Here is a 24,869-nt window from a genome sequence, read left to right on the forward strand (position 1 = left end):
TTTTCCGCCCTCGCCACCATGTTCTTTCCACGGACCATGGAAGTGACAGGATTATGACTGACAACGATAGCGCCCATCACCATACCGACAAACACCCTTCTGATAGTGCTGAGCCGCAGTCCGGCGGCCTCACGGTGCCAGAACATACGCCGCCACAGCGTATTTACCTGATTCCGGTGAAGCATCGCCCCTTTATGCCGGGGCTGGTGCAGCCGGTCATGCTGGACAAAGCCCGCTGGCAACAAACCCTCGAGCGAGTCAGCCAGACGCCGCATCAGTCCCTGGGGCTTGTGTACGTGGGAGAAAAAAACCCGGACTCGGTAACCGCCGAAGACTTTCCCGAGTTCGGCTGCCTGGTGAAAGTCCATGCCCTCAATGAAGAGAACGACCAGTTTCAACTGGTTGCCCAGGGCACCTCGCGTTTTCGCATCAACAGCTGGTTGAGCCGCAAACATCCGTTCATGGCTGATGTGAGTTACCCGGAGCCCCGTGCTGAAGCGGATGAAACCATTCGCGCCTATGGCATGGCGATTATCAACACCATCAAGGAACTGCTGCCGCTCAATCCGTTGTACAACGAAGGGCTGCGCCACTACCTGCAGAACTTTTCACCCAGTGAGCCCTCGCCGCTTACCGATTTTGCTGCTGCGCTCACCAGTGCCAACGGTGTAGAGCTGCAAACCATTCTGGAAACCGTGCCGCTGAAGCCGCGCATGGAGAAAGTCCTCACGCTGGTAAAAAAGGAGCTTGAGGTTGCCCGGCTGCAAAGCGAAATTTCCGACGAGGTCAACGAAAAGGTCAGCCAGCATCAGCGCGAATTCTTCCTCCGCGAGCAGCTGAAAATTATCCAGCGGGAACTGGGCCTGAGCAAGGACGACAAGACCGCCGAAGCGGATGCCTTCCGTGAACGCATGGATGCCCTCTCTCCCCCGGAGCCGGTACAAAAGCGCTTCGACGATGAATTACAGAAACTGTCCGTGCTGGAAACCGGCTCGCCAGAATATGGCGTGACCCGTAATTATCTGGACTGGCTGACCAGCGTGCCCTGGGGCCAGTACAGCGATGATAATCTGGACCTGGGCCATGCCCAGACAGTACTCGGCGAACACCACAGCGGGCTGGATGATGTGAAAGACCGCATCATCGAGTTTCTCGCCGTGGGCGCCCTGCGCGGCGAAGTGAAAGGCTCCATCATTCTGCTGGTGGGTCCGCCAGGGGTCGGCAAAACCAGCATTGGCAAGTCCATCGCCGATGCCCTGGATCGCCAGTTCTACCGCTTCAGCCTGGGTGGCATGCGCGACGAAGCGGAAATCAAGGGGCATCGCCGTACCTACATCGGCGCCATGCCCGGCAAACTGGTCCAGGCGCTGAAAGAAACCGGCACCAGCAACCCAGTGATCATGCTTGATGAAGTCGACAAGCTGGGCCAATCGTTTCAGGGCGACCCGGCTTCCGCGCTTCTGGAAGTACTCGACCCGGAGCAAAACCAGGACTTTCTCGATCACTATCTGGATGAACGCCTGGACCTTAGCCACGCCTTATTCATCTGCACGGCCAACACCCTGGACAGCATTCCCGGCCCCCTGCTCGACCGCATGGAAGTGATCCGCCTGTCGGGTTATATCACCGAAGAAAAAGTCGCCATCGCCCGGCAACACCTGTGGCCCCGTTCCCTGGAACGGGCCGGCGTCAAGCCGGGGCAGCTGCGCATCAGCGACAGCGCCCTGCGTCACGTGGTGGAAGGCTATGCCCGTGAAGCCGGGGTACGGAACCTGGAAAAACAGCTCAACAAGATCATCCGCAAAGCCGCGGTGAAACTGTTGGCTGGCGAGAAGAAAATCAGCATCTCTGGCAAGAACCTGACCGACTTCCTCGGCCAACCGTATTTCCAGACAGAGAAAACCCAACGCGGTGTGGGCGTGGTTACCGGACTTGCATGGACATCCATGGGCGGCGCCACCTTGTCCATTGAAGCCAATCAGGTGCACAGCAAACAGCGGGGATTCAAGCTGACCGGACAACTGGGCGATGTGATGAAAGAATCCGCCGAGATCGCCTACAGTTATGTGGCGAGTAATCTGGCGCAGTTTTCCCTGGATCCGGCGCAGCTCGATGAGGCCTTCCTGCACCTGCATGTGCCCGAAGGGGCGACGCCCAAAGACGGGCCCAGTGCCGGCGTTACCATGGCCACTGCCCTGCTTTCCCTGCTGATGAAAAAACGGGTGCCGCGCAAGGTTGCCATGACCGGAGAGCTGACTCTCACCGGGCAAGTACTGGCGGTTGGCGGCATCCGCGAAAAAGTCATCGCGGCCCGCCGCGTGGGAATCAAGGAAGTAATTCTTCCGGAGGCCTGTCGCCGGGATTTTGATGAACTGCCCGATTATCTGAAACAGGGCCTCACCGTTCACTTTGCCGGGCAGTACAGCGATGTCTTCCATACCCTCTGGGGCTGACCCAGCGCCCTACTACATTGTCCCCCTGTGCCATGAGCGCGTGGGGACGATGTACCGGGATGCCCACATTCTGCTGATCAACAAACCCGCGTACCTGTTAAGCGTTCCCGGTCGTGCGCCGGAGAACAAGGATTGCGCGGTCCGCCGCTTGCAAGCGCAGTATGCAGACATTCGTCTGGTACACCGTTTGGATCTGGATACCTCGGGGATCATGGTGTTTGCTCTCACTGCCCAGGCACAAAGCAGATTGAGCCGGCTATTCCAGCTTCGCACGGTGCAAAAACGTTATCAGGCCGTTGTGCATGGCCTAGTGGAACACGACAGCGGCAGTATCGACCTGCCGTTGATTGCGGACTGGCCAAACCGCCCCTTGCAGAAGGTCTGCCACGAAACCGGCAAAAATGCCTTAACTCACTACCGTGTGCTGGAGCGTGACATTCCCGGCAACCGGACCCGGTTGCTGCTCAGTCCCGTCACCGGGCGCAGCCACCAGCTGCGCATTCACTGTCGCGAGCTTGGCCATCCGATCATCGGCTGCGACATGTATGCCCCCGCCGAAATCGAAGCCCTCAGCCCGCGCCTGCTGCTGCACGCCGAATGGCTCGCGTTCAACCACCCCGTCACAGGTCTGTGGCAGGAATTCACTTCCCCCTCCCCATTCTAGGGAACGCTGTTCAGGTCCACTCTTCGCCGTAATCGTGGAACAGCTCGTCACCGGCCTTGATTTTCTTCAGCGCCACCACCGTCAAATCATCGTAATAGGCAACATTGGCGCGCTTGTTATGATTGATGAAACGTAAATCACACAACACCCGATAGCGCTCCTCGCCCTCATCATCCAGCCACAACACATAAGGGCCGCTACCCTTTGCAGGCTTAACCTTGCACTGACCCAATTCGGTATTGCGGGCGATATCCCGGCTGGCAAAAAGACCCCGGCCATGGACCTCACTGTTGCGGACTTCAACCAGATCATCGCGTAAATAGTGTTCAGACATGTTTGCGCTTTACCTTGGGAACCTCTGAATAACTCCTTGCGTACTCAGCGTGGCCTGAAGCGTGCAGCTGTTGAGTCTTGTCTTGACGGACAGGGTGGCTCCCTTTCCTAGAGGCAAGGCGCAGCAGATGTGCGCTTCAGGCCGCGCCCTCCGGGTCTTCCAGGCTGGCCCGCACTCGTCGTTGCGTTTTTTTCGATGGATGGACATACACCTTCAAAATCGCGCCTAGATTGCGAGCCAGCCTGAAAGACTGAGCATGCAAGGAGTTATTCAGAGGTTCCCTTGCAGTGATTACGATTACCATGGCATCTTGCCAGAAAATCGACAATGCTGTTAACAGCCTGTTAAGGCACCTTAACGGCCCAAGCAGACGTTTTACCGGTCAGTTGTTGCAACCTTGCGACAACGCGTTCAAACCGGCATAACAGCCCAGCCTACAGGGACAATGTTGTGAACCTTTTGCACACAGGCAAAGATCTACTGCGGATGAATGAACTGGCAGCGATCCTGCTCAAGTACGGATTTGCCGACGTGATTCGGCGGCTGGGACTTTCCACCCCGGTCGAGCATGCGGGAAAACTGGTTCGCAGCAGCATGAAACCAGACATGTTGCGCATGGGCACCGCAGAACGCCTTCGCCATGCCATGGAGGAAATGGGCCCGACCTTCGTCAAGCTCGGCCAGGTGCTGGCAACCCGCGTGGACATGTTCCCCATGGACTGGATTGCCGAATTCGAAAAATTGCAGGATCAGGCCCAGGCAGTGCCGTTCGACACGCTCAAGGCAGACATTGAATTATCGCTGGGGAAACCTGTCGACAACCTTTTTGCCCGCATAGATCCGGAGCCGATCGGCGTCGCTTCCATTGGCCAGGTGCATAGCGCACTGACTCGCCGTGGCCAGAAAGTCGTACTGAAGGTTCAGAAACCGGGCATCCGTGACAAGATTGATTCGGACCTGCGCCTACTCGACCAATTGGCCAAACTGGCCGCCGACAATTCCGTTGAACTACGACGCTACCGGCCCGTAGAACTGGTGCGCGAATTCAAACGGTCGCTGACACGAGAACTCGATTTCACCATTGAAGGGCGTAACGCGGACCGTATCCGTAAAAACCTCCGGCAGTTTAAATGGCTGCAGATTCCCAAGGTGTATTGGGACCTCTCATCACCGACGGTTCAGGTACAACAACATGTTGAAGGCATTCCGGCAAAAGCCGTGGAACGCCTGAATGAGGCCGGGCTGGACCGGGAATTAATCGCACGCCGAGGCGCTCTGGCCGCCTGGAAAATGGCCCTGGAAGACGGCTTTTTCCATGCCGACCCGCATCCCGGCAACTTCATCATCATGCCGGGGAACCGGATTGCCATGCTTGATTTCGGCATGGTCGGTAAACTCAGCCACAGTCGCCGCGAGCAGATTCTGCAGATTACCCGCGCGGTGGTGCTGCGTGAGGCCGAACAATGCGCTGGCGTCTTGTCCGGCTGGTCCGACGGGCAACCCATCAAGTTCGACCAGCTGGTATCCGACGTGGAAGACGTAATCAGCCAGTACCACGGTGTATCAATTTCCCAGCTGGATATCAGTGCCCTGCTCAACGACATCACCGCCCTGGTGCGCAATCACAATCTGGTCTTGCCCAGCGACATTGCCCTGTTTATCAAGGCCATTATCACCCTGGAAGGCTTTGGCCGACTGCTGAACCCCCATTTTGACCTGATGAGTGAGGCCGAGCCGTTACTCAAACGCATGATTCGCACACGCTACTCACCGGTTCGCCTGGCAAAAAGCCTGAGTCTGCGAGCGCTCGACGTGGTCGACAAGGTCTATGCGCCGCCCCCCGTACCAGGCCAGGCCGCTCCCGGTGAGGCGGGCATTGATCCCCGTCACCTGGAGCGGCTGATTACGAGAATCGAACGTGGCCAGTACAGGCAGGTCCAAACCCTGCTGGTCACCGGCGGATTACTGGCCGGCGCCATCATGTTGAGCGGCCGGGTGCCCCCTGCCCCTTGGGGAATTTCGGTGTTTGGCTTTATTATCTTTCTTTCAAGTGCCGGCTGGGCTGGCTGGTTAATGTTCGTGTCCCGACGTTTCCTGCGGGAATGGGAGTAAAATAAACAATGACGTTGCGTAAATTTCTCACCCTTGGCGTGCTTGCCACAAGCCTGGCTGCCTGTGCCACCTCACCGCTGGGGCGCCAGCAGTTTCTGTTGCTGCCCGCCGACCAGATGGATGAAATGGGTGTCACCGCCTATTCCCAGATGAAAGATGAAAAACCGCTGAGCAGCAGCCAGCAGCAGACGGCTTATGTCCGCTGTGTGACCACGGCGATCACTGCCACCCTGGATGGCTCCCAGCAATGGGAGGTCAACCTCTTCCAGGACGACAGCGCCAATGCGTTTGCCCTGCCAGGCGGCAAGATCGGAGTGAACACGGGCTTGCTGAAAGTGGCCAACAACCAGAGTCAGCTCGCCACAGTGATTGGCCATGAAATCGGCCATGTGCAGGCACAACACTCCAATGAGCGCATGTCACTTCAATACGCCACCCAAAGCGGCATGCAGGTACTTGGTGCACTTGCCGGGGAAGACAGCGCCACCAAACAAGGTGTATTGGCCGCACTGGGGGTTGGCGCCGAATATGGGCTGGCCCTGCCTTTCAGCCGCAAACATGAAGCCGAGGCCGATATCATAGGCCTGCAACTGATGGCACAGGCCGGCTTTGATCCGCGTCAAAGTGTATCCCTGTGGCAGAACATGAACGCGGCCAACGGTAACGAGCCGCCTGAATTCATGTCCACTCACCCGTCCAACAGCACCCGCATCAATGGGCTACAAGCACGCATCCCGGAGGTTATGCCGCTGTATAACCAGGCGAAAGCGGCGGGTCGAACTCCGCAGTGTGGGTAAAGAATAGCGGCGAGCTGCTCGCAACGAGTAAAAAACAAGATCCATAAAAGCAAAAAACGCAGCTCAAGGCTGCGTTTTTTGCTTTTTCTAGAACTAGATACTAGAAGCTCATAGCTGTTAGCTGTAATACGCGTTGTCGGTCACCGAGTGGTCGGTCTTGTCCCGCACACCGGCAAGCTCGGGAATCCGCTCCTGCAGGGTTTTCTCTACCCCGTCACGCAAGGTCACATCCACCACGGAACAGCCCTGGCAGCCGCCGCCGAATTCCAGCACGGCCACGTTGTCCTCGGTCAGTTCCAGTAGCTGCACACTGCCGCCGTGGGCGGCCAGGTTCGGGTTGATCTCGGCGTACAGTACGTAGTTGATCTTTTCTTCGATGCTGGCATCTTCGCTGATATCCGGGACACGGGACTTGGGTGCACGGAAAGTCAGCTGGCCGCCCATGCTGTCTTTCTTGTAGTCGATAACCGCGTCTTCCAGATAGCGGACGCTCTTACCCTCGATCCAGGCGTGGAACCCTTCGTAGTCATAGCGAACATCGCTTTCTTCCTGTTCGCCCTCCGGGCAATAGGCCATACAGCATTCCGCGTGCGGGGTGCCTGGGCGCTCGACAAAGATACGCACACCAATCTCGGCCTGATCCTGCTTGCTCAGCAAGTCACGCAAGTAATCCTGGGCGGTTTCGGTAATGTCGATCAACTGCTCTGCCATCATGATTCCTGGTCGGGATGAATGAACCCATACGCAATAAAGGGCGTAAGAGGTAAAAGCGGCGACCTGCGCCAGCTTCATTTCCTGACTATTTTAGTCAGGTACTCAGCAGTTGCAATGGCGACACCGCACACACAATTCAAGTCTGCCTGCTTGATGCTGTCGTCGGGCAGCTGGCAGGAGTACAATATGCCCCCGGCGGCGCGTGCTTATCGTACGCCGCGAACATCCAACGTTTAGCCTTCAGCCAAAACACAGGATTACCCATGTCAGACCAACACCCCGCTCAGGATCAGGCTCAGCAACCGGATAACGGCAAGCCCACTCTCTGGCAGACCATTCACAGCATTCTGGCCGGTTTGCTCGGTGTTCAAAGCAGCAAGAACCGGGAACGGGACTTTACCAAAGGCGATGCGGGCAACTTTATCGGCGTTTATGTCGTGCTCGTTGCGGCCCTGGTGATCGGTATGGTGGTGACCGTGAATCTGGTGCTGGATGCCGCGGCTAAATAGCTCTACGTAATAGAGATATGCCAAGATATTTCTTTTCACTATAAGGGCGCTTTGCTAGAGTGCCGCTCTGCTCCCTCTGGGAGCAACGCTTACCTATTGAATTTTAAGCATTTAAGGACGGTGATACAGTCCCATGTACGTCTATCAGGAATACGATCAACGGTTGCTGGAAGAGCGGGTGGCGCAGTATCGCGACCAGACCCGCCGTTTTCTCGCCAATGAGCTCAGCGAAGACGAGTTTCTTGCCCTTCGCCTGCAAAACGGCCTCTACATTCAGCGTTATGCGCCCATGCTGCGTATTTCCGTTCCTTATGGCCTGTTGGCGAGTCGTCAGCTGCGTCGTCTGGCGCATATCGTGCGGACCTATGACAAGGGTTTCTGTCATGTCAGCACCCGCCAAAACATTCAGCTGAACTGGCCTTCCGTTGAGGAAGTGCCGGACATTCTGGCGGAACTGGCCGACGTACAGATGCACGCCATTCAAACCAGTGGTAACTGCATCCGTAATATCACCACCGATGAATTTGCTGGCGTTAATCCCAAAGAGATTGAAGACCCACGCCCCTGGTGCGAAATCATCCGCCAGTGGTCTACCTTCAATCCGGAATTCGCCTACCTGCCGCGTAAATTCAAGATTGCCGTTAACGCCGTACCCGACGCAGACCCGGCCCTGATCGGTGTCCACGATATCGGTGTGCAGCTGGTACACGGTGCCAACGGCGAAACCGGCTTCCAGGTATGGGCTGGCGGCGGCCTGGGCCGTACCCCCATGACCGGTGCGGTCATCGGTGAATTTGTACCGTGGCAGGACCTGCTCGCTTACCTGGAATCGATTCTCCGCGTCTACAACAAGTACGGTAACCGCGACAACAAGTACAAGGCGCGTATCAAGATTCTGGTGAAAGCCCTCGGCGCGGAGAAATACCGCGAACTGGTGGAGCAGGAATTCGCCGAGCTGAAAGGCGGCGAGATGACCCTGACCACCGAAGAAGTGGCACGCATCAAGGGATGCTTCACCGCCCCGGATTACCAAAGCGCCGATACGGCCGCGCTGGATGCCAAGCTGGCCGAAGACAAGGCCTTTAGCCGCTGGTTCCACACCAATACCCGTGCGCACAAACAGGCTGGCTACCGGGCCGTCACCCTGACGCTCAAGCGCACCGGTCGCGTACCGGGGGATATCAGTGACGAGCAACTGGAAGCCGTTGCCGACCTGGCGGACCAGTACAGCTTTGGCGAGCTTCGCAACAGCCACCAACAGAACATGGTGCTGTCTGACGTGGCCGCCAACGATCTGTATGACCTCTGGAAAGCACTGGATGCCCTGGGCTTTGCCACACCGAACCTGGGCCTGCTCACTGATATCGTGGCCTGCCCCGGCGGCGACCTGTGCGCGCTGGCAAACGCCAAATCTATCCCTATTGCCGAATCCATTCAGCGTCGCTTCGACGATGTGGATTATGTCCACGATCTGGGCCCGCTGGATTTGAATATTTCCGGTTGCATGAATGCCTGTGGCCACCACCACATCGGTCACATCGGCATCCTTGGTGTGGACAAGAAAGGCAAGGAATTCTACCAGGTTACTCTGGGCGGTCGCGGCGACAAACTGTCCCGCGTGGGTGAGAAAATGGGCCCCTCCTTCGAGTCCGAAGAAATCACCGACGTGGTAGAGAAGATCATCAAACTCTACGTGGAAAAGCGTCTCGAAAACGAGCCGTTTATCGACACCTACGAGCGTATTGGCATGGACCCGTTCAAGGAGCGCATCTATGGGTAAGGTAATCATTGATGGCGCCATCGTGGACAACCAGTGGCAACGCCTTGAAGGTGACACGCTGGAAGGCGAGCTGCCCATCGGCAACATCATTGTGCCGCTGGCCTACTGGCAGGCGAACCGTGATGCGCTGCTCAGTCGTGGCGATGTGGCCGTGTGGCTGGCGCCGGGCGAAGAACCGAAAGACCTGGAAGACGACCTGGGCGCCCTGCCCCTGGTCGCCATCCATTTTCCGGCGTTTAAAGACGGCCGTGGGTATTCCTATGCGCGAGAGCTTCGCACCCGTTACAACTTCAAGGGTGAAGTTCGCGCCACCGGCGACGTACTCCGCGACCAGCTCTTCTACATGACCCGCTGCGGCTTCAACGCGTTCGAAGTGCGCGAAGACCGCAGCATCGAAGAAGCACTGCAAGGTTTGAAAGATTTCAGCGTCACCTATCAGGGGGATGTCAACGAACCGCGCCCTCTGTATCGACGCGGTTAGATTTCAAACCGCTTCTGGCACCATGAAAACGCCGTTACCGCTTTAGCAGCCTGTTAGAGCCAGCGGCGTTTTCGCATCCACACCAGCACCCCGACACTGACAACCCCGATCCCCGCCATAAACCACCAGAAACCCGCAGGGTCTTCAACACCTGGAAGGCCTCCCACATTGATGCCGAACAGGCCAGTAAGAAAACCCAACGGCAGAAACAACGCGGAGATCATCGCCAGCAGATACATGCGATCGTTGATGGCTTCGTTCTGCACGGAGAAAACCTCTTCCTGCAGCAAGGTGGCATGCTCGCGGGCCGCATCCAGATCTTCCAGCAGACGCTGCAAGCGATCCCCGGCTTCGCGAAGCAGCAAGGCATCGCCACCGGTGAACATGGCTTCGTTCTGCAATTTGATCAGCGCTTCCCGTTGCGGCGCGAAGAAGCGTCGCAACGTGATAGAACGGCGACGAATCTGGCTGAGGCGCGGGGTCAGGCTAATGGTCGGGGCCTCCTCGATGGACAACGCACAGTCTTCCACCTCAGACTCCAGGTTTTCGATCACGTCTTCCATTCGCCAGATCAATTGATCAACCAGCCGGGTGACCAGCGCTGGAATAGCAACCACGCCCTCGCCGGCATCGAGCTCTTCCTGCACGGTCACCAGCGACAACAACGTGCGTTTCTGAGTGCTGATTACGCCTTGAGGCCCGACCCACAACCGCAGGGCAATCATGTCTTCAGGCCGCGCACCTGGATGCAAATTGACCCCGCGCAGATACACCAGCAAGCCACCCGCCACTTCTGTGGCACGAGGCCGCGTTTCCGAGGCAGTAAGTGCCGTAATAACCATTGGCGGAATGGACTGCTGTTCAAGCCACTGCTCGCTTTGCGGCTGCGTATAGTCCAGGTGAACCCAGTATGGCGATGTTTCGGATAACCGCGCCTGCGCATCGAAACCGGTAGCGCCACCCTGCCCATCCAGGGTCAGGGCTATTTTAAGCCAGTGAGATTCGTTCATAAGCGTCCTTTCCACTCGCCACTGCATAACATGTTGCCACGCTACACAGCATGCGTTAGCGGACAAAAGCGCACAAATAAAAAAAGCGCGGATAAACCGCGCTTTTACGTTCTGTCTGGCCTGCTCTAGCCAGTCGCTATTGCGGGAGTTTCACCACAACCCGACCACGGACGCCCCCGGCAAGAATGCGATCCACCCACTCGACCACACCACCAAGATCCGTTTCATCGGCTTCAAGAAGCGCCAGGTTCTTTGGCATCCACTCATCGGCCAACAGTTGCCACATTTGCTGTTTGATCTCACAGGGCAGCTCAACACTGTCTACACCCAGCAGATTGACACCGCGCAGAATAAACGGGAAAACCGTCATTTCCAGTTTTGGCGAACCTGCCAGCCCGCAGCAGGTAGCACTGCCACCGTACTTGAGCCCCTTGAGAGCAGCAGCGAGCATCTCACCACCGACGCAATCCACCGCACCGGCCCATTGTTCTTTGGCCATTGGCTTGGCCGCACTGTCCAGAAAAGCCTGGCGATCAATGATCCGCGCGGCACCCAGATCCGTGAGCCATGCGCTGGCATCCGCCTTACCACTGACAGCAACCACTTCAAATCCCAGCTTGGCCAGAATCGCCACGCAAACACTGCCCACGCCGCCAGTTGCTCCGGTTACCACTACCGGCCCCTGATCCGGATTAACGCCCGTATCAAGCAACGACTCAACGCTCAGTGCCGCCGTTAAGCCAGCGGTGCCCAAGAGCATGGCATCACGAGGCGCCAGGCCATCCGGTAGCGGCACCAACCATTCAGCAGGCACGCGGATATACTCTGCGTAGCCGCCATCAGTGTTCATACCCAGGTCATAACCCGTGCAAATCACCGCATCGCCCACACTAAAAGGACCATCGCTGGCCTCTTCCACCACGCCAACGGCATCAATGCCCGGGGTATGGGGAAATTGACGGGTGACACCCTTGTTGCCGGTGGCTGACAGCGCATCCTTGTAGTTCAGTGACGACCACTGCACCCGTACCAATACACCCCCTTCGCCCAATTCGCTCAGCTCGCGCTCTACCAGCGAATTGCTATAGCCGGTATCGGTCTCGCGGGTTTGTAATGCCTGAAAACTCATGGACTACTCCTCTGCGGTGTTGGGTAAAAACAAGGTTAGTGAATCTGGCGCTGACTACCTCGATGCCAGAACTTCTCCAGCACTCTATGTACAGTCGCCTCCAGGGAAAAGCCGAGCTTCTCTCCCAGCTTGCGTTTGGCTTCCCACTGTACTTGGTAGAGCGTTTGGCTGTCTTTGCGCAGTTGTAACAACTCATCACTGGTCATGATTTCATCAACCAGGCCCAGTTCCTTCGCCTGGGTGCCGAACCAGTGTTCGCCAGTAGCCACCTTGTCCAGATCAAGACCACGACGGTTGTCGCGGACAAATCCCTTGAACAACTGATGGGTATCTTCCAGCTCTTCCTGGAACTTGGCCCGGCCTTTTTCGGTATTTTCACCCAGCATGGTCATGGTGCGCTTGTATTCACCGGCGGTCATCAGCTCCACATCAATATCGTTTTTCTTGAGCAAACGATGGAAATTCGGGATCTGCGCGACCACACCAATAGAGCCGATAATCGCAAAAGGCGCCGCCACAATACGATCCGCAATGCAGGCCATCATGTAACCCCCGCTGGCGGCCACCTGATCCACAGCGATGGTCAGCTTGATCCCCTGATTACGTATTCGACGCAGCTGCGAGGATGCCAGCCCATAGCTGTGCACCAGACCACCGGGGCTTTCCAGCCGCACCAGCACTTCGTCATCCTGGCTGGCGACCTGCAAAACGGCGGTAATTTCACGGCGCAGGTGATCCACACCACTTGCCTGAACGTCGCCATCGAAATCGAGAACAAACAGACGCGGCAGGATCTTGTCCTCAGTGCCGGCTTTCTTCTTCTGTTTAGCCTCAAGCTTTTCCTGTTTGCGTTTGGCCTTGTCGGCCTTTTTACGCTGAGCCTCCGGAATGATTTCCGCTTCCAGGGACTCCTTCAGGTCATCGAACTCATCATTGAGATGGCGGACTTTCAATTCGCCATCTTGATCGCCCTTGCCGCGATTACGCGACGCTGCCGCCGCAATGCCGCCCAAAATAAACAAAATCGCCACTACAAGGGTGGCGACTTTGGCCAGAAACATGCCGTATTCCATTAAAAACGCGATCACAGTCTATCTACTCTCCAGGGGATCCGGCGCGCGGCGCCAGTAATTCACGGAAATCAAACTCCCGCTGATTCTACATAAGCCGGAGCCATTGGGGTAATCAGCGGGGGATAAAGACGGGGCAAAGAGGGTTTGCCCCGGACAGGAAGGTGCGCCGCCAACCTGGCGGTCGGCCGCAGGAGAATCAGTCCCAACCAGAAATGGCTTGCTGGGCGCTGCCGTTCATGGGGCGCGCCACCAGCCCGGTAGGCCCCACATTGACCTCAAACAAAGCGCCATCCGCCATGGGCAGATAAGCCGCGCTACCGTAGCGGGCATCGATAATCAGGCTCCAGCCTTCTTTTGCCAACAACCACACATCCAGACCAACCGGATCGCGATGCAGGCTGTAAACGGTACGCTCGCGGGAGCGCTCGTCTTCCAGAGCGTAATAACGCCCCTGGATACGGTCCAGTTGATAACCTGGTTTCAGGCCCAGCAGGCTGAACGGCATCTTCCACTTGATCACGCGAGCATCCAGTTGCCATTGATCCCCTTTCAATCGGAAGTCTTCCGCGCTGCCGTCTGTGCGGGTGACGGTAGCAATAAAGGACTGATCACCGGATTCGCGGAAGCTGACTGTGGCCACCGAGACTTCCTGGGCATATTCCTTGTAGCCGTAGAGGTTCAACGCAAAGACGCTCATATAGATGGCCAACACCACCAACAACAGCCCGGCGGTGCCTTTCAGCCATTGCAGCACCCACTTCTGGCGCAGCAATACCCAGGCGCCCAGCAAAACGAACAGAAGACTGAAAGCGATAAGCACCAGGGGTGCCAAGGTGTAGTTCATGCTCAAATCCTTCTAGAAACGGGCTATCCATTGATCGATCAGCGAGCGGGCAATACTGCCCGGTGGCGGCACCATGGGAAGATCCTGATAATGGAACCAGGCGGCATCAACGATTTCATCGTCATCGATGCGAATCTCCCCGCCCGCGTATTCCGCCATGAAACCCAGCATCAGGGAATGGGGAAACGGCCACGACTGACTATTCAGGTACTGTAAATTCTTCACTGATATGCCGCTTTCTTCCATGACCTCCCGTGCCAATGCCTGCTCCGCTGTTTCTCCCGCCTCCATAAATCCGGCCAAGCAGGAATAAAACCCCTCGGGGAAACGGGCAGACCGTCCCAGCAACGCATGCTCACCATCAGTGACCAGCGTAATGATGCAGGGAGTAATGCGTGGGTACTGGAAATAGCCGCAACCTGCACAGGTCATCGCCAGATCACGGGGGTGTGGCTCTGTGGGGGAGCCGCAGCGACTACAAAAACGGTGATTCTGCCGCCAGCTCAAAAACTGCAGGGCCCGGCTGGCCATGGAAAATTCGGCATCGCTGAACGTCGTGCCAATCAGGCGGCGCAGTGGTACGCGCTGTAACTGGCCGTCATCGAATTCATGGCGGGACAGCTCGCAGACATAACAGGGCTGGCCAGACAGAAAACCCAGAAAATGGTAATCCGGGTGCTGACGAAGCCACTTGGCGGGCAGTTCCGGGAACTGCCAGTCCGCCTGGCTGGAAATCATTACATCCTGTTCATGGATGACATAGCAGCGCGCACTATCGGCGTCCTGGGGTTCCGGGCTGGAAAGATCAATCATGGCTGTCTCATGCGACGTTGTTCATGCGGCGAAAACTCAGGCGACTTTTGACACCGGAAAGCCTAATGCATTCATGCTTTCCTCAGCCACCTCCAGCACGCCGTCACCAATGGGTTTCTGCTCTTCCATGCTTTCCAGGTAGTAATCCACTCCGGTCAGGGCATCCGCAAGGGTTTCCATGTTTTCCCGGGTAGGCACCTGATCACCGCCAAGCAACCGGTTGCTGATGTATTTGTGGCACGCCTCGGTAACCGCTTTGGCCCGATCCAGTTCCAGGAACATCAAGCCGCCCGCAATCGAGGCGAACGTACCCGGCAGATTGGACAGATGCATGGCATCCCAGTTGTTATCCATGAACGAGGAAATAGACCGTTTGGCCAACGCCAGGCCGGCGCGGCACTCACCCACCACCGTCATGCGGGCGTCATCCAGTTGGTAGAGGGAAATATTGGTATTGTTGGCCGTACGGTGGACATCATCTTCCGGGCTGATGCTGCGTTCCAGGCCCGCCACCACGTTTTCCACGATCAGAAGGTCATCGACCAGCCCATGAAAAGCCTCGCCTTCCACGTTCTGATCTGGTGCCCATTTCGACACTTCCCGGGCGCGCAGTTTGATCACCCGGGATTCATCATCCTTGTTGATCATGTCCAGGGTACTGCCCAGGCGATTCAGGCTGGCGGCGACCGACTGATAATTGGTGTCGGCAACGCCTTGGGAAGCCAAATCCAGGCTTTCCTTCAAATCCGCAATTTCATCGCGCATGGCGCTGGCCACAGAGCGAATCACCGAGCCGCTGGCGCCCGTCATCAATGCCAGCTCGCGCTGTAATACGGTATCGCTGACTTCGGATTTCAGACCAAACGCCTGCTTCACATCGCCAATGGTTCCGCTGTCTTCAGCGGATAACGAGACGATAAACAGGCTCTCCTTGATCAGCAGCAGCGGCGCCTCTTCCGTCACCGCCTGATCGCCATCGTAGACCAGTTTCTTGAGCTGGCGATCGTATTGAGACAACAAGGCCTTGCGGGCCGGGGTGATCGCCATCTGGTCGCAATACATGGCCGTCAAAACCGCCTGGGCCACCCACAGAAAGCGGCTCAAGCCACATTGTCCTGCGGCGCGGTCCAGACGCACCAGCGCCCGGGCCATCAACTTGAGATTGGTGGCATTGCCCTGGCCACGAAGCACACCCAGCAGGCCAACCTGATACATATGCCGCAGACGACGGGACAGATCCGACAGTTCGCTGACGGACATCTCACGTTGAGGCGCTTCAGGCGAGCGTTGGCGGGACAGATCGGCACTGAAGAAATGGCTTTCCTGAATCAGGCCCTTACCACCGGAGCGACGCAACTCATTGATACCACCGATCAACAAGGCAGGCAGTGTTCGGTTCTTCAGCTGCACATAATCGAAATAGCGGGTCAGCAGGACAATCGCATTGCTCAGCGCCTGGATGCGGGCGTCAGACACTTTGTCCTGTAGCTCCCGCGCGGCCAGCGCCATCTCTTCACTCATTAAGGCTGCCGCAGGCAGCTCAACCACCTGGCAGATACCGCGAAGCTGCTGAAAGGCTTGCGCACAATGCTGCAGCTCATCCTGACGGCTCCGGTCGTCCGAGAACGCTTCAAGCTGGTTTTCGGCTTCCGTCAGGGTGGTATCTATCGCTTCCTTGAGAAAAGTCAGGGAGGTGGTATTTGTTATGGCAACCATGGACTCTCCGCAAGCACCAAACTGTTATTATCATCGGGTTCGTTCCGTTAGGCGCGCAACCCCCCGGATACACCCACAATCGTCATAATAGGATTGTAAAACAAGGCGCATCAACTTTTGCACGCCATCAAAGACTGCGTCAACTTTCATTTGTAAGCAACTGATTTATTGATGATTTGTTAACCTGCCCACACTCCTCCCCATGGCCAGAGACCATTGCCCGTTACGTGTGCATATCAGCTACGTCAATCCCTCCATTGATCTAGGACAAATTGCCGCCCCTTTGCACTGTACTGGGGCATGGCAAGTCCTTATCATTGCCGCGCCCGTGTTAGGCGTGCTTCATCCGCCCGGGGCGACCTTTCCCATTTGCCGTTCAGCAGGAACCCGTCATGTCAGCCACGCTAGGCCGCGCCTTTGTTCAGAATTTCCTGGGGCAGGCCCCCGCCTGGTACAAATACACCATCGTTGCCTTCCTGCTGATCAACCCCCTGGTGGCCCTGGCCCTGGGCCCGGTGACGGCGGGCTGGCTGCTGCTGGCCGAGTTCATTTTCACCCTGGCCATGGCGCTCAAGTGCTATCCCCTGCAACCCGGCGGCCTGCTGGCCATTGAAGCCGTCATGATCGGCCTCACATCCGCGGATACCGTGCTGCATAAGGTGGTAGGCAATATCGAAGTAATGTTGCTGTTGATTTTCATGGTTGCCGGCATTTTCTTCCTTAAAGACCTGCTGCTTTTCATGTTCACCCGCCTGCTGCTGGGCGTGAAGTCCAAGGTCACCCTGAGCCTGCTATTCTGTGCCGCCGCCGCCATACTCTCAGCCTTCCTTGACGCGCTGACCGTAACCGCCGTGGTTATCGCTGTGTGCACCGGCTTTTACGGTATCTACCACAAGGTGGCCTCCGGCAAGACGTTCCAGCAAAAACATGACCATGGCGACGACACGGCCGTGGAGGAATTGCACCGCGAAGATCTGCGCCGCTTCCGCTCATTTCTGCGTAGCCTGTTAATGCATGCAGCGGTAGGCACCGCACTGGGCGGCGTTTGTACCCTGGTGGGAGAACCCCAGAACCTGCTGATTGCCAACAAGGCGGGCTGGGAATTCGGTGAGTTCTTCCTGCGCATGGCGCCCATCACCCTGCCAGTGCTGGCGATGGGCCTGCTGACCTGTATTTTTCTGGAAATCAGCGGCAGCTTTGGTTACGGCGAAGACATCCCCGAAAAAGTCCGCGGCATCATGCGTCAGTACGCCCTGGAGCAAGACCGTAAACGCACCCCGCAAAACCGGGCCGCACTGGTCATTCAAGCCATTACCGCCGTGTGGCTGGTGGTCGCCCTGGCCACCCATGCAGCTTCTGTGGGGTTGGTCGGGCTCACCGTCATCATTCTGGCCACCTCCTTCACCGGGATCATTGAAGAACACCGCCTGGGGGCAGCCTTCGAAGAAGCCCTGCCTTTCACCGCCTTGCTCACGGTGTTCTTCGCCGTGGTGGCGGTCATTGCGGACCAACAGCTATTCGCGCCGGTTATTGAATATGTGCTGACCCTGGACAAACAGGTTCAAGGCCCCGCCTTCTACATGGCCAACGGTGTACTGTCGGCAGTCTCTGACAACGTCTTTGTGGCCACGGTGTATGTGGATGAAGTCGGACAGGCCCTGCTCAAGAACGAAATTGACCGGGACACGTTCGATCTGCTGGCCGTCGCCATTAACACTGGCACCAACATCCCATCTGTGGCCACCCCTAACGGTCAGGCAGCCTTCCTGTTCCTGCTCACCTCGGCACTGGCGCCATTGGTGCGGTTATCCTATGGGCGCATGGTGGTCATGGCTTTGCCGTACACTATTGTGATGTCTATTACCGGCCTGATCATGACGGCCACCGCGCTAGAACCTGCCACTAACTACATGTACGAGAATGGCTGGATTCAGCACCACCAGGTTGGCGACCTGCAGGAAACACCGGTCATCCCGGGGCACTGATTTGCCCCGGCTTGCCGGTGTAAAGAGGATATTGCGGCGGAAGGCGACAACAGACCGGAAGGTGCCGCGCTAGCGGCATGGCCTGTTCAGGCGATGCTGTTGTTGTAACAGCTCCTGCTACTCCAGTGGCGTGTCATCCTCTGTCAGGCCCTGCCACACCGTAGGCTCGCCATTCTTGCCCGCAATGGCGGTCAACTTGTCGTTGTGGCGCTGCATCTCACTTTCACTGGGACGAACGACGGCAAGCGCCGGGCGGTCTGCACTCAAACGTCTGATCGCTTCTGCAGTAGCATCACCTCCCTGTTCGCTGCCGTCGTTCCCGCCCAGAGACAGGCGGGTCTGCCCGCCGGTCATGGCCAGATAAACGTCCGCCAGAATTTCAGCATCCAGCAAGGCGCCGTGCAGTTCACGGTGGCCGTTTTCCACGAAATAACGGCGGCACAACGCATCCAGGTTGTTCTTCTGCCCGGGGTGCTTCTGGCGAGCCATCACCAGAGTATCCAGCACCCCACAACGCTGCTCGATGGTCCCGTACCGGGCGCCAAGCCGGCGCAGCTCATGGTTGAGGAAGCCCACATCAAAGGGCGCGTTATGGATGACCAGCTCCGCCCCGTCGACAAAAGCCAGAAATTCATCCACCACCTTGTCGAAGGTGGGCTTGTCCGCCAGAAACTCGGTGCTGATGCCATGGACCGCCAGCGCGCCTGCATCGATTTCCCGTTCAGGATTCAGGTACAGGTGCAGGTTATTGCCGGTCAGGCGGCGGTTCTCCATCTCCACGCAACCAATTTCGATCACCCGGTGCCCGTCATTGGGCTCCAGGCCGGTAGTTTCCGTATCCAGTACAACCTGACGCATTAGCCTGCTCGCCCCTGCTGTTTCATTTCATCAATACCCCGGTTGGCCAGCGCATCGGCCCGCTCATTGCCCGGGTGGCCACTGTGGCCCTTGACCCACTGCCAGTCGATTTCGTGGCGCTGCACCGCTGCATCAAGGCGCTGCCACAGATCCACATTCTTGACCGGCTGCTTCGAGGCCGTTTTCCAGCCACGCTTTTTCCAGTTCGCCATCCACTGGGTGATGCCGTCCATGACGTATTTGGAGTCCGTGGTCAGTACCACCTGACAGGGAGCATTGAGGGTCTCCAGGGCCACGATGGCGGCCATCAGTTCCATGCGGTTGTTGGTGGTCTCAGGCTCGCCACCAAATAATTCCTTCTCCTTGTCACCGTAAAGGAGAATGGCGCCCCAGCCACCCGGGCCGGGATTACCGCGGCACGCGCCGTCGGTATAGATAATCACGTTCTTCAAAGACTCAGGACTCCCTGTTCTGCTGGCCCCAGCGGGCCACCGGTACCGGCACCACGGTATTGCGTGGCACCTTGCGTTGTCGTGTGGCCAACGGGCGCACTACACCGGCGCGTTTTCTTGCGACCAGCAGGTATGTATTGCCGTGGCGTGGCCAGAGGAAACGGCCCAGCCAGTCCAGTAAGCGCACCCGGCTGCGGCCACGATCGGACAGCGGCATAGTATAGAAGCCACTGGCCATGCCATCGACCTCAAATCCGAGAACCTGCAACCAGTCGGTCAACCGGTTGGGCCGATAATAACGCCCCATCCAGCCCGGGGACTTCCACCAGAGTAGCCACCGGGCCAGCCCCATCACACTGACGGGATGAAACCCGATGATCGCCATCTTGCCGCCCGGCGCCATGCAGCGCGACGCTTCACGCAGTGCCTGGTGAGGGTCCGCGGCAAAATCCATGGTGTGATGCAGCAACAACACATCCACGCTGCTTTTCGCGATCGGCAACAGATCCAGCCGCGACTGCAATTTCACCCCGGTAAAACCGGGCGGCGCGATGCTGGTTTGCCAGCGCAGCGGCGATTCCGACAGGAAATCACGGCCGCCGCCGGCGTAAATCGCCACCGCGCGCTGGCCCGCCTGGCTGCGCAGCCACTCGGTCAGCATGGCTTTTTCTTCGCTCAGCAAGGCCTGGCCCGGTTCACTGTCGAGCCATTCATCAAACCCCCTTCCCAATTCGCCGGAGGAGGCATTGAACGAGATACGGTTGAGTGGAGGTAGCTGCATAGCGGACAATCTCTTGATCCATGAATGCGTGAGCCGGATGATGAAGCACTGAAACAGGTGCCAACAGACCTGCTTACAGACAGGAGCGTACCACGACATGACAGCCAGCCCTATCGCTATCCCCGCCTTCAATGACAACTATATCTGGGCATTTCATCAACAGGATCAATGTGTTGTCGTCGACCCCGGCGACGCCGCACCGGTGGAGCGTTACCTCAGCGAAAACGGTCTGACACTGTCCGCACTCTTGATTACCCATCACCACCCGGACCATGTGGGCGGTATCGCAGCATTGATCAGGGACCGGGATATTCCCGTGTACGGCCCGGCGGCGGAATCCATTCCAGCCATGAGCCACCCGCTTCGCGACGGCGATACCCTCACCCCCGCCGGTACCGACCTGTCGTTCTCCGTTATGGCCGTTCCGGGCCACACCCTGGGTCATATTGCCTTTATCAACGCGGCGCAGGGCTGGCTATTCTGCGGCGACACCCTCTTTGCCGGCGGCTGTGGCCGTCTGTTCGAAGGTACGCCGGAGCAAATGCTCCATTCCCTTCGGCGCCTGGCCGCCCTCCCTGATACCACCCAGGTGTTCTGTGCCCACGAGTACACCCAGGCCAACCTGACCTTCGCCGCCGCCGTGACCCCGGAAGACCCCGCCGTGCAGGCGCGCTTGCAGGCCGTCATCGATTTGCGCCAAAAAGGTAAAATTTCACTGCCTTCCACCCTCGCGGAAGAAAAAGCGACCAACCCGTTTTTACGCAGTGATGACAAAGACTTGAAGGATTCCTGTCAGCGTCACGAGCCAGGATGCGGCGATTCAGATATGCAGTGTTTTGCGGCCTTGCGTCGCTGGAAGGACAACTTTTAGCGCCTCGTCCTTGCCGCGCCGCCTATCCGTCGCCAGAATGCATGAAATTTTTAGCGTTACTCCATGATTATGAAAAAAATTATTCCTTTAGCCCTTTTTCTCGGGCTGGGCGTCCTTGGCGGTTGTGCAACCAATAGGCCCCTTGAAGATCTTCCCCCCATGCCGGCTGCCGAGCCTTCCGTGGATGACGTCAATTTGGCGAACGGCATGGACGAACCCAGCCCAGTCGAAGACGGTGAAAATCAGCCAACCGCCGACGACCTCTGGATGCGCTTGCGCGCGGGCTACGGGCTCGATTTGAGTATCGAAAACGACCGGATTCGTGTGCAGCGTGAATGGTACGCGCGCCACCCAGAGTATTTCACCCGCGTCACGACACGTTCAGAACGCTACCTGCACTACATCGTCGAGCAAGCCGAAGCCCGCGATATGCCGCTGGAACTGGCCTTGTTGCCAATCGTAGAAAGTGCTTTTGATCCCTTTGCTTACTCCCATGCCCGCGCGGCGGGGCCCTGGCAGTTTATTCCCTCCACCGGGGATTATTTCGGCATGCAGCGCACTTGGTGGGAAGACCAGCGCCGGGACATTCTCAAGTCCACCAATGCCGCACTGGATTACCTGCAACAGCTCTCCAGCCGCTTTGAGGGGGACTGGCTACTGGCGCTAGCTTCTTACAATGCGGGCGGCGGCACTGTATCGCGAGCCATCCGCCGCAATAAAGAAGCCGGAAAGCCCACCGATTTCTGGAACCTGAACCTGCCCCGCGAAACCACCGCGTATGTCCCTAAATTACTGGCCATCGCCCAGATTGTCGGTGACCCGCAGGCCTACGGCGTCCCCCTCCACCCCATCGCCAACGAACCCTACTTCGCCACGGTAAAAACCGGCGGGCAAATCGACCTGGCCCAGGCTGCACGCCTGGCGGATATTTCTGTGGAAGAGCTTTACCTGCTGAACCCGTCCTATAACCGCTGGGCCACATCTCCGGATGGCCCCTTTCGGCTGTTAGTCCCTGTGGATCGGGCCGAGAATTTCCAGACGAAACTGGCCAGCCTGCCCAAAGACCAACGCATGCAGTGGGCCCGTTACGAAATTCGGCCCGGCGATAATCTGGGCGCCATTGCCCGCCAGTACCGCACGACCCCCCAGGTACTTCGCAATATTAACCACATGAAGAACAACACCATTATTGCTGGCCGCACCCTGCTGATTCCCGGCCCAGCGTCCTCCAGCAGCGACTACAGCCTTAGTGCGGAATCGCGCCTGGCCAAAAAACAGTCCAAGCAACCCAAGGGTCGCCAGCGCGTCGATTACACGGTGCAGCCCGGTGATACGCTCTGGGAAATCGCCCGCCGCCATAAAGTCGGCGTGCCTGAGTTGGCCAAATGGAACAGCATGGCCCCCAAAGACAGCCTGCGTATAGGCCAGAACCTGGCGGTGTGGACCAAGGGAAGCCTGGCGGCCAGCCCGGCCAGCAACACGCCCTCCTCCAGCAATCCCAACATGGTGCGCAAGGTCCGCTACGCGGTTCGTAATGGCGATTCCTTGTATGCCATTGCCGACCGCTTTAATGTATCGGTCAACGACATAAAAAGCTGGAACAACGCTGTAGCCAGCAATCGATACCTACAACCCGGGCAACGGCTGACAGTCTACGTTGATATTCGCCAAACGCACTAAACGCACTTTTGCCCTGCTGGGCCTGTTGCTCGGCGTGGTCTGCCACGCCGAGCCCACTCGCAGCCACGGTTACCATCCGTTCGGCAGCCTCAAGTACCCCGCCGATTTCCAGCATCTCGATTACGTCAACCCGGATGCCCCCAAAGGCGGCACCCTGCGCTTATTCGGCCAAGGCACCTTCGACAGCCTGAATCCCTATATTCTTAAAGGTCGCAGCCCTGCTGACACGCCCGGCATCCAGATGTACGGGGTCACGGAAATCGCCGACAGCCTGCTAATGGGCAGCCAGCCACACAACCCGCTTGGCGATGAGGCTGGCACCGCCTACGGGCTGATTGCCGACTGGCTGGAATACCCCGAGGATCGCAGCTGGTGCACCTTCCATATTCGTGACGAAGCACAGTTCCACGACGGCCACCCGATTCGCGCCGACGATGTAGTCTTTTCGGTAAATACCCTGCGCGAAAAAGGCCACCCGGAGTTCACCCTGCGCCTGGCCGATATCGCCAGCGTGGAAGCCATTGACCCGCAAACGGTGAAATTCACTTTCCACCGGGGCCGCCGGGACCTGCCCCTGATGGCCGGCGCCATCCCGATTCTGCCCCGCCATTACTGGCAGAAACATGACTTCGAAAGCGCCTCTCTCACCCCTCCGCTTTCCAGTGGCCCCTATCAGGTCACCCAGGTGGACGCCGGGCGTAAAGTGACGTTTAGCCGGGTAAAGGATTACTGGGCAAAAGACCTGCCGGTAAACCGGGGCCGTTATAATTTCGACACGGTGGAATTCGAGTTCTACCGCGATGCGGATGTGGGTTTCGAAGCCTTCAAGGCCGGCGGCTACGATTTACACTACGATTACAGCTCCAAACACTGGGCCACCGCCTACGCGTTCTCCGCCCTGGAAGACGGCAAGGTAAAACGCGCCGAGGTGCCCCATCAGATTCCACGGCCGGTACAAGCCTTCTTCTTCAATACCCGCCGCGCCCCGTTCAATGACATCAATGTCCGCCGCGCCGCCAGCTTGTTGTTCGATTTCGAGTGGTCCAACAAGAACCTGTTCAGCGGCGCCTACAAACGCACACAAAGCTGGTTCCCGAACAGCGATTACCGGGCAACCACACCGGCCCCGGAGGCTGAAAAAGGCTTGTTAACGCCATTTCTGGATCAGCTGCCGGACGATTATTTTGACGCAGACATCAACCCGCCGGTGAACGATGGCAGCGGACAGATACGCCACCGCATGCGCGAAGCCCTGGCACTGCTGAAAAAAAGTGGCTGGCGGCTCGAGGGTCAGACCCTGGTCAATGCACAAGGCCAACCGCTGCAGTTCACGGTTTTGAATTACCACAACCCGGGCATTTACCGCATTCTTGCGCCCTGGTTTCGCAATCTGAAACGCCTGGGCATCGATGCCCAATACCGGGAAATTGACCCGGCGGCCTACAAGCAACGACTGGATAGCTTCGATTACGATGTGGTGCTGTTTGTGTTACCGATTCAGGCCTACCCCGGCCCGGAACTGAAAGACTATTTTCTTTCCGATAGCGCCAAAGTGATAGGCAGTCGCAACCTGGCGGGTATTCGCAACCCGGTGGTGGATTTTCTGGTCGATCACGCGCTCAGCACCGATAACGAAGCTGACTACCGGCTGAGTCTGCAAGCGCTGGACCGCATGTTGCGCTACCAGCAATACGGAGTCCTGAACTACTATATCAGCACGCACCGCATTGCCTGGTGGGACAAGTTTGCCCGCCCACCGGAACCAATCCCGTACGGACTGGGTCTGGACACTTGGTGGGTTAAAAAATAACAA

At 57.7% G+C, this 24,869-nt stretch carries 22 protein-coding genes; 11 read left to right on the top strand and 11 right to left on the bottom strand.

All coding sequences use genetic code 11. The annotated features are described in order from the left end of the window. Window positions 1–53: 53 nt before the first annotated feature. Both lon and ADG881_RS02375 read left to right on the top strand, forming a co-directional pair. Window positions 54–2,453, top strand: a complete 2,400-nt coding sequence (lon, locus tag ADG881_RS02370) for an endopeptidase La (RefSeq protein ID WP_007151549.1) — start codon at window positions 54–56, stop codon at window positions 2,451–2,453. After that, window positions 2,428–3,117, top strand: coding sequence for an RluA family pseudouridine synthase (locus tag ADG881_RS02375; protein WP_039925985.1), 690 nt, complete (start codon window positions 2,428–2,430; stop codon window positions 3,115–3,117). The genes lon and ADG881_RS02375 overlap by 26 nt, the downstream gene beginning before the upstream one ends. Before the next feature lie 10 nt (window positions 3,118–3,127). Here the strand turns inward: ADG881_RS02375 and ADG881_RS02380 are convergent, their stop codons facing one another. Further along, window positions 3,128–3,451 carry an SET domain-containing protein gene (locus tag ADG881_RS02380; RefSeq protein WP_007148468.1) on the bottom strand — a complete coding sequence of 108 codons (324 nt, stop codon included), beginning with the start codon at window positions 3,449–3,451 and terminating at the stop codon, window positions 3,128–3,130. A 486-nt stretch (window positions 3,452–3,937) separates the two neighbouring features. On the opposite strand from ADG881_RS02380, the gene ADG881_RS02385 reads away from it, so the two are divergent. Then, window positions 3,938–5,563: an AarF/UbiB family protein gene (locus ADG881_RS02385; protein WP_007151443.1), complete on the top strand. Its 1,626-nt coding sequence runs from the start codon at window positions 3,938–3,940 to the stop codon at window positions 5,561–5,563. An 8-nt stretch (window positions 5,564–5,571) separates the two neighbouring features. Next, window positions 5,572–6,360 (top strand): M48 family metallopeptidase, encoded by a 789-nt coding sequence (locus tag ADG881_RS02390; protein ID WP_007150545.1) that lies wholly within the window; start codon window positions 5,572–5,574, stop codon window positions 6,358–6,360. Window positions 6,361–6,477: 117 nt separating this feature from the next. Here the strand turns inward: ADG881_RS02390 and nfuA are convergent, their stop codons facing one another. Next, a complete protein-coding gene (nfuA, locus tag ADG881_RS02395; protein WP_007151259.1) occupies window positions 6,478–7,074 on the bottom strand; it encodes a Fe-S biogenesis protein NfuA in 597 nt (198 codons plus the stop codon). 263 nt (window positions 7,075–7,337) lie between these two features. Between nfuA and ADG881_RS02400 the strand changes: the two genes are divergently transcribed. From ADG881_RS02400 to ADG881_RS02410, 3 genes are all read left to right on the top strand, one after another. After that, window positions 7,338–7,583 carry a DUF2970 domain-containing protein gene (locus tag ADG881_RS02400; protein WP_007150013.1) on the top strand — a complete coding sequence of 82 codons (246 nt, stop codon included), beginning with the start codon at window positions 7,338–7,340 and terminating at the stop codon, window positions 7,581–7,583. A 133-nt stretch (window positions 7,584–7,716) separates the two neighbouring features. Next, entirely contained in the window at window positions 7,717–9,363 is a 1,647-nt protein-coding gene (locus ADG881_RS02405) for a nitrite/sulfite reductase (RefSeq protein WP_007148579.1), read from the top strand. Next, complete coding sequence (locus ADG881_RS02410) at window positions 9,356–9,844, top strand: DUF934 domain-containing protein (protein WP_007149933.1); 489 nt, start codon at window positions 9,356–9,358, stop codon at window positions 9,842–9,844. Before ADG881_RS02405 ends, ADG881_RS02410 begins: the two co-directional genes overlap by 8 nt. A gap of 53 nt (window positions 9,845–9,897) precedes the next feature. Here ADG881_RS02410 and ADG881_RS02415 read toward each other — a convergent pair whose 3' ends face one another. The 6 genes from ADG881_RS02415 to ADG881_RS02440 form a co-directional block, all read right to left on the bottom strand. After that, window positions 9,898–10,854: a zinc transporter ZntB gene (locus ADG881_RS02415; RefSeq protein WP_007150402.1), complete on the bottom strand. Its 957-nt coding sequence runs from the start codon at window positions 10,852–10,854 to the stop codon at window positions 9,898–9,900. Between the two features lie 136 nt (window positions 10,855–10,990). Continuing rightward, window positions 10,991–11,983, bottom strand: a complete 993-nt coding sequence (locus ADG881_RS02420) for a YhdH/YhfP family quinone oxidoreductase (RefSeq protein ID WP_007148742.1) — start codon at window positions 11,981–11,983, stop codon at window positions 10,991–10,993. 35 nt (window positions 11,984–12,018) lie between these two features. Further along, complete coding sequence (gene sohB / locus ADG881_RS02425) at window positions 12,019–13,071, bottom strand: protease SohB (protein WP_156790316.1); 1,053 nt, start codon at window positions 13,069–13,071, stop codon at window positions 12,019–12,021. Window positions 13,072–13,252: 181 nt separating this feature from the next. After that, complete coding sequence (locus ADG881_RS02430; RefSeq protein WP_007150156.1) at window positions 13,253–13,900, bottom strand: hypothetical protein; 648 nt, start codon at window positions 13,898–13,900, stop codon at window positions 13,253–13,255. Between the two features lie 12 nt (window positions 13,901–13,912). After that, complete coding sequence (gene nudC / locus ADG881_RS02435; protein WP_007151048.1) at window positions 13,913–14,713, bottom strand: NAD(+) diphosphatase; 801 nt, start codon at window positions 14,711–14,713, stop codon at window positions 13,913–13,915. A gap of 36 nt (window positions 14,714–14,749) precedes the next feature. Next, window positions 14,750–16,429: a hypothetical protein gene (locus ADG881_RS02440; RefSeq protein WP_007149049.1), complete on the bottom strand. Its 1,680-nt coding sequence runs from the start codon at window positions 16,427–16,429 to the stop codon at window positions 14,750–14,752. A 392-nt stretch (window positions 16,430–16,821) separates the two neighbouring features. On the opposite strand from ADG881_RS02440, the gene nhaB reads away from it, so the two are divergent. Further along, window positions 16,822–18,414, top strand: a complete 1,593-nt coding sequence (nhaB, locus tag ADG881_RS02445) for a sodium/proton antiporter NhaB (protein ID WP_007148763.1) — start codon at window positions 16,822–16,824, stop codon at window positions 18,412–18,414. 117 nt (window positions 18,415–18,531) lie between these two features. Here nhaB and dnaQ read toward each other — a convergent pair whose 3' ends face one another. From dnaQ to ADG881_RS02460, 3 genes are read right to left on the bottom strand one after another with little or no spacing between them, the layout of a single operon-like run. Further along, on the bottom strand, window positions 18,532–19,272 hold the full coding sequence (dnaQ, locus tag ADG881_RS02450) for a DNA polymerase III subunit epsilon (protein ID WP_007150630.1): 741 nt from the start codon (window positions 19,270–19,272) through the stop codon (window positions 18,532–18,534). After that, entirely contained in the window at window positions 19,272–19,724 is a 453-nt protein-coding gene (gene rnhA, locus ADG881_RS02455) for a ribonuclease HI (RefSeq protein WP_007148484.1), read from the bottom strand. The genes dnaQ and rnhA overlap by 1 nt, the downstream gene beginning before the upstream one ends. Window positions 19,725–19,728: 4 nt before the next feature. Then, a complete protein-coding gene (locus ADG881_RS02460) occupies window positions 19,729–20,505 on the bottom strand; it encodes a class I SAM-dependent methyltransferase (RefSeq protein WP_007150104.1) in 777 nt (258 codons plus the stop codon). Window positions 20,506–20,602: 97 nt separating this feature from the next. Here ADG881_RS02460 and gloB point away from each other — a divergent pair, with 97 nt between their 5' ends. The 3 genes from gloB (at window position 20,603) to ADG881_RS02475 (ending at window position 24,866) form a co-directional block, all read left to right on the top strand. Continuing rightward, window positions 20,603–21,376, top strand: coding sequence for a hydroxyacylglutathione hydrolase (gene gloB / locus ADG881_RS02465; protein ID WP_007150634.1), 774 nt, complete (start codon window positions 20,603–20,605; stop codon window positions 21,374–21,376). Between the two features lie 180 nt (window positions 21,377–21,556). Next, window positions 21,557–23,056 carry a LysM peptidoglycan-binding domain-containing protein gene (locus tag ADG881_RS02470; protein WP_232211673.1) on the top strand — a complete coding sequence of 500 codons (1,500 nt, stop codon included), beginning with the start codon at window positions 21,557–21,559 and terminating at the stop codon, window positions 23,054–23,056. After that, on the top strand, window positions 23,034–24,866 hold the full coding sequence (locus tag ADG881_RS02475) for an extracellular solute-binding protein (RefSeq protein WP_007150873.1): 1,833 nt from the start codon (window positions 23,034–23,036) through the stop codon (window positions 24,864–24,866). The genes ADG881_RS02470 and ADG881_RS02475 overlap by 23 nt, the downstream gene beginning before the upstream one ends. The last annotated feature ends 3 nt before the right edge of the window (window positions 24,867–24,869 follow it).

This window comes from Alcanivorax sp. DG881, assembly GCF_000155615.1.
Lineage (GTDB): Bacteria > Pseudomonadota > Gammaproteobacteria > Pseudomonadales > Alcanivoracaceae > Alcanivorax.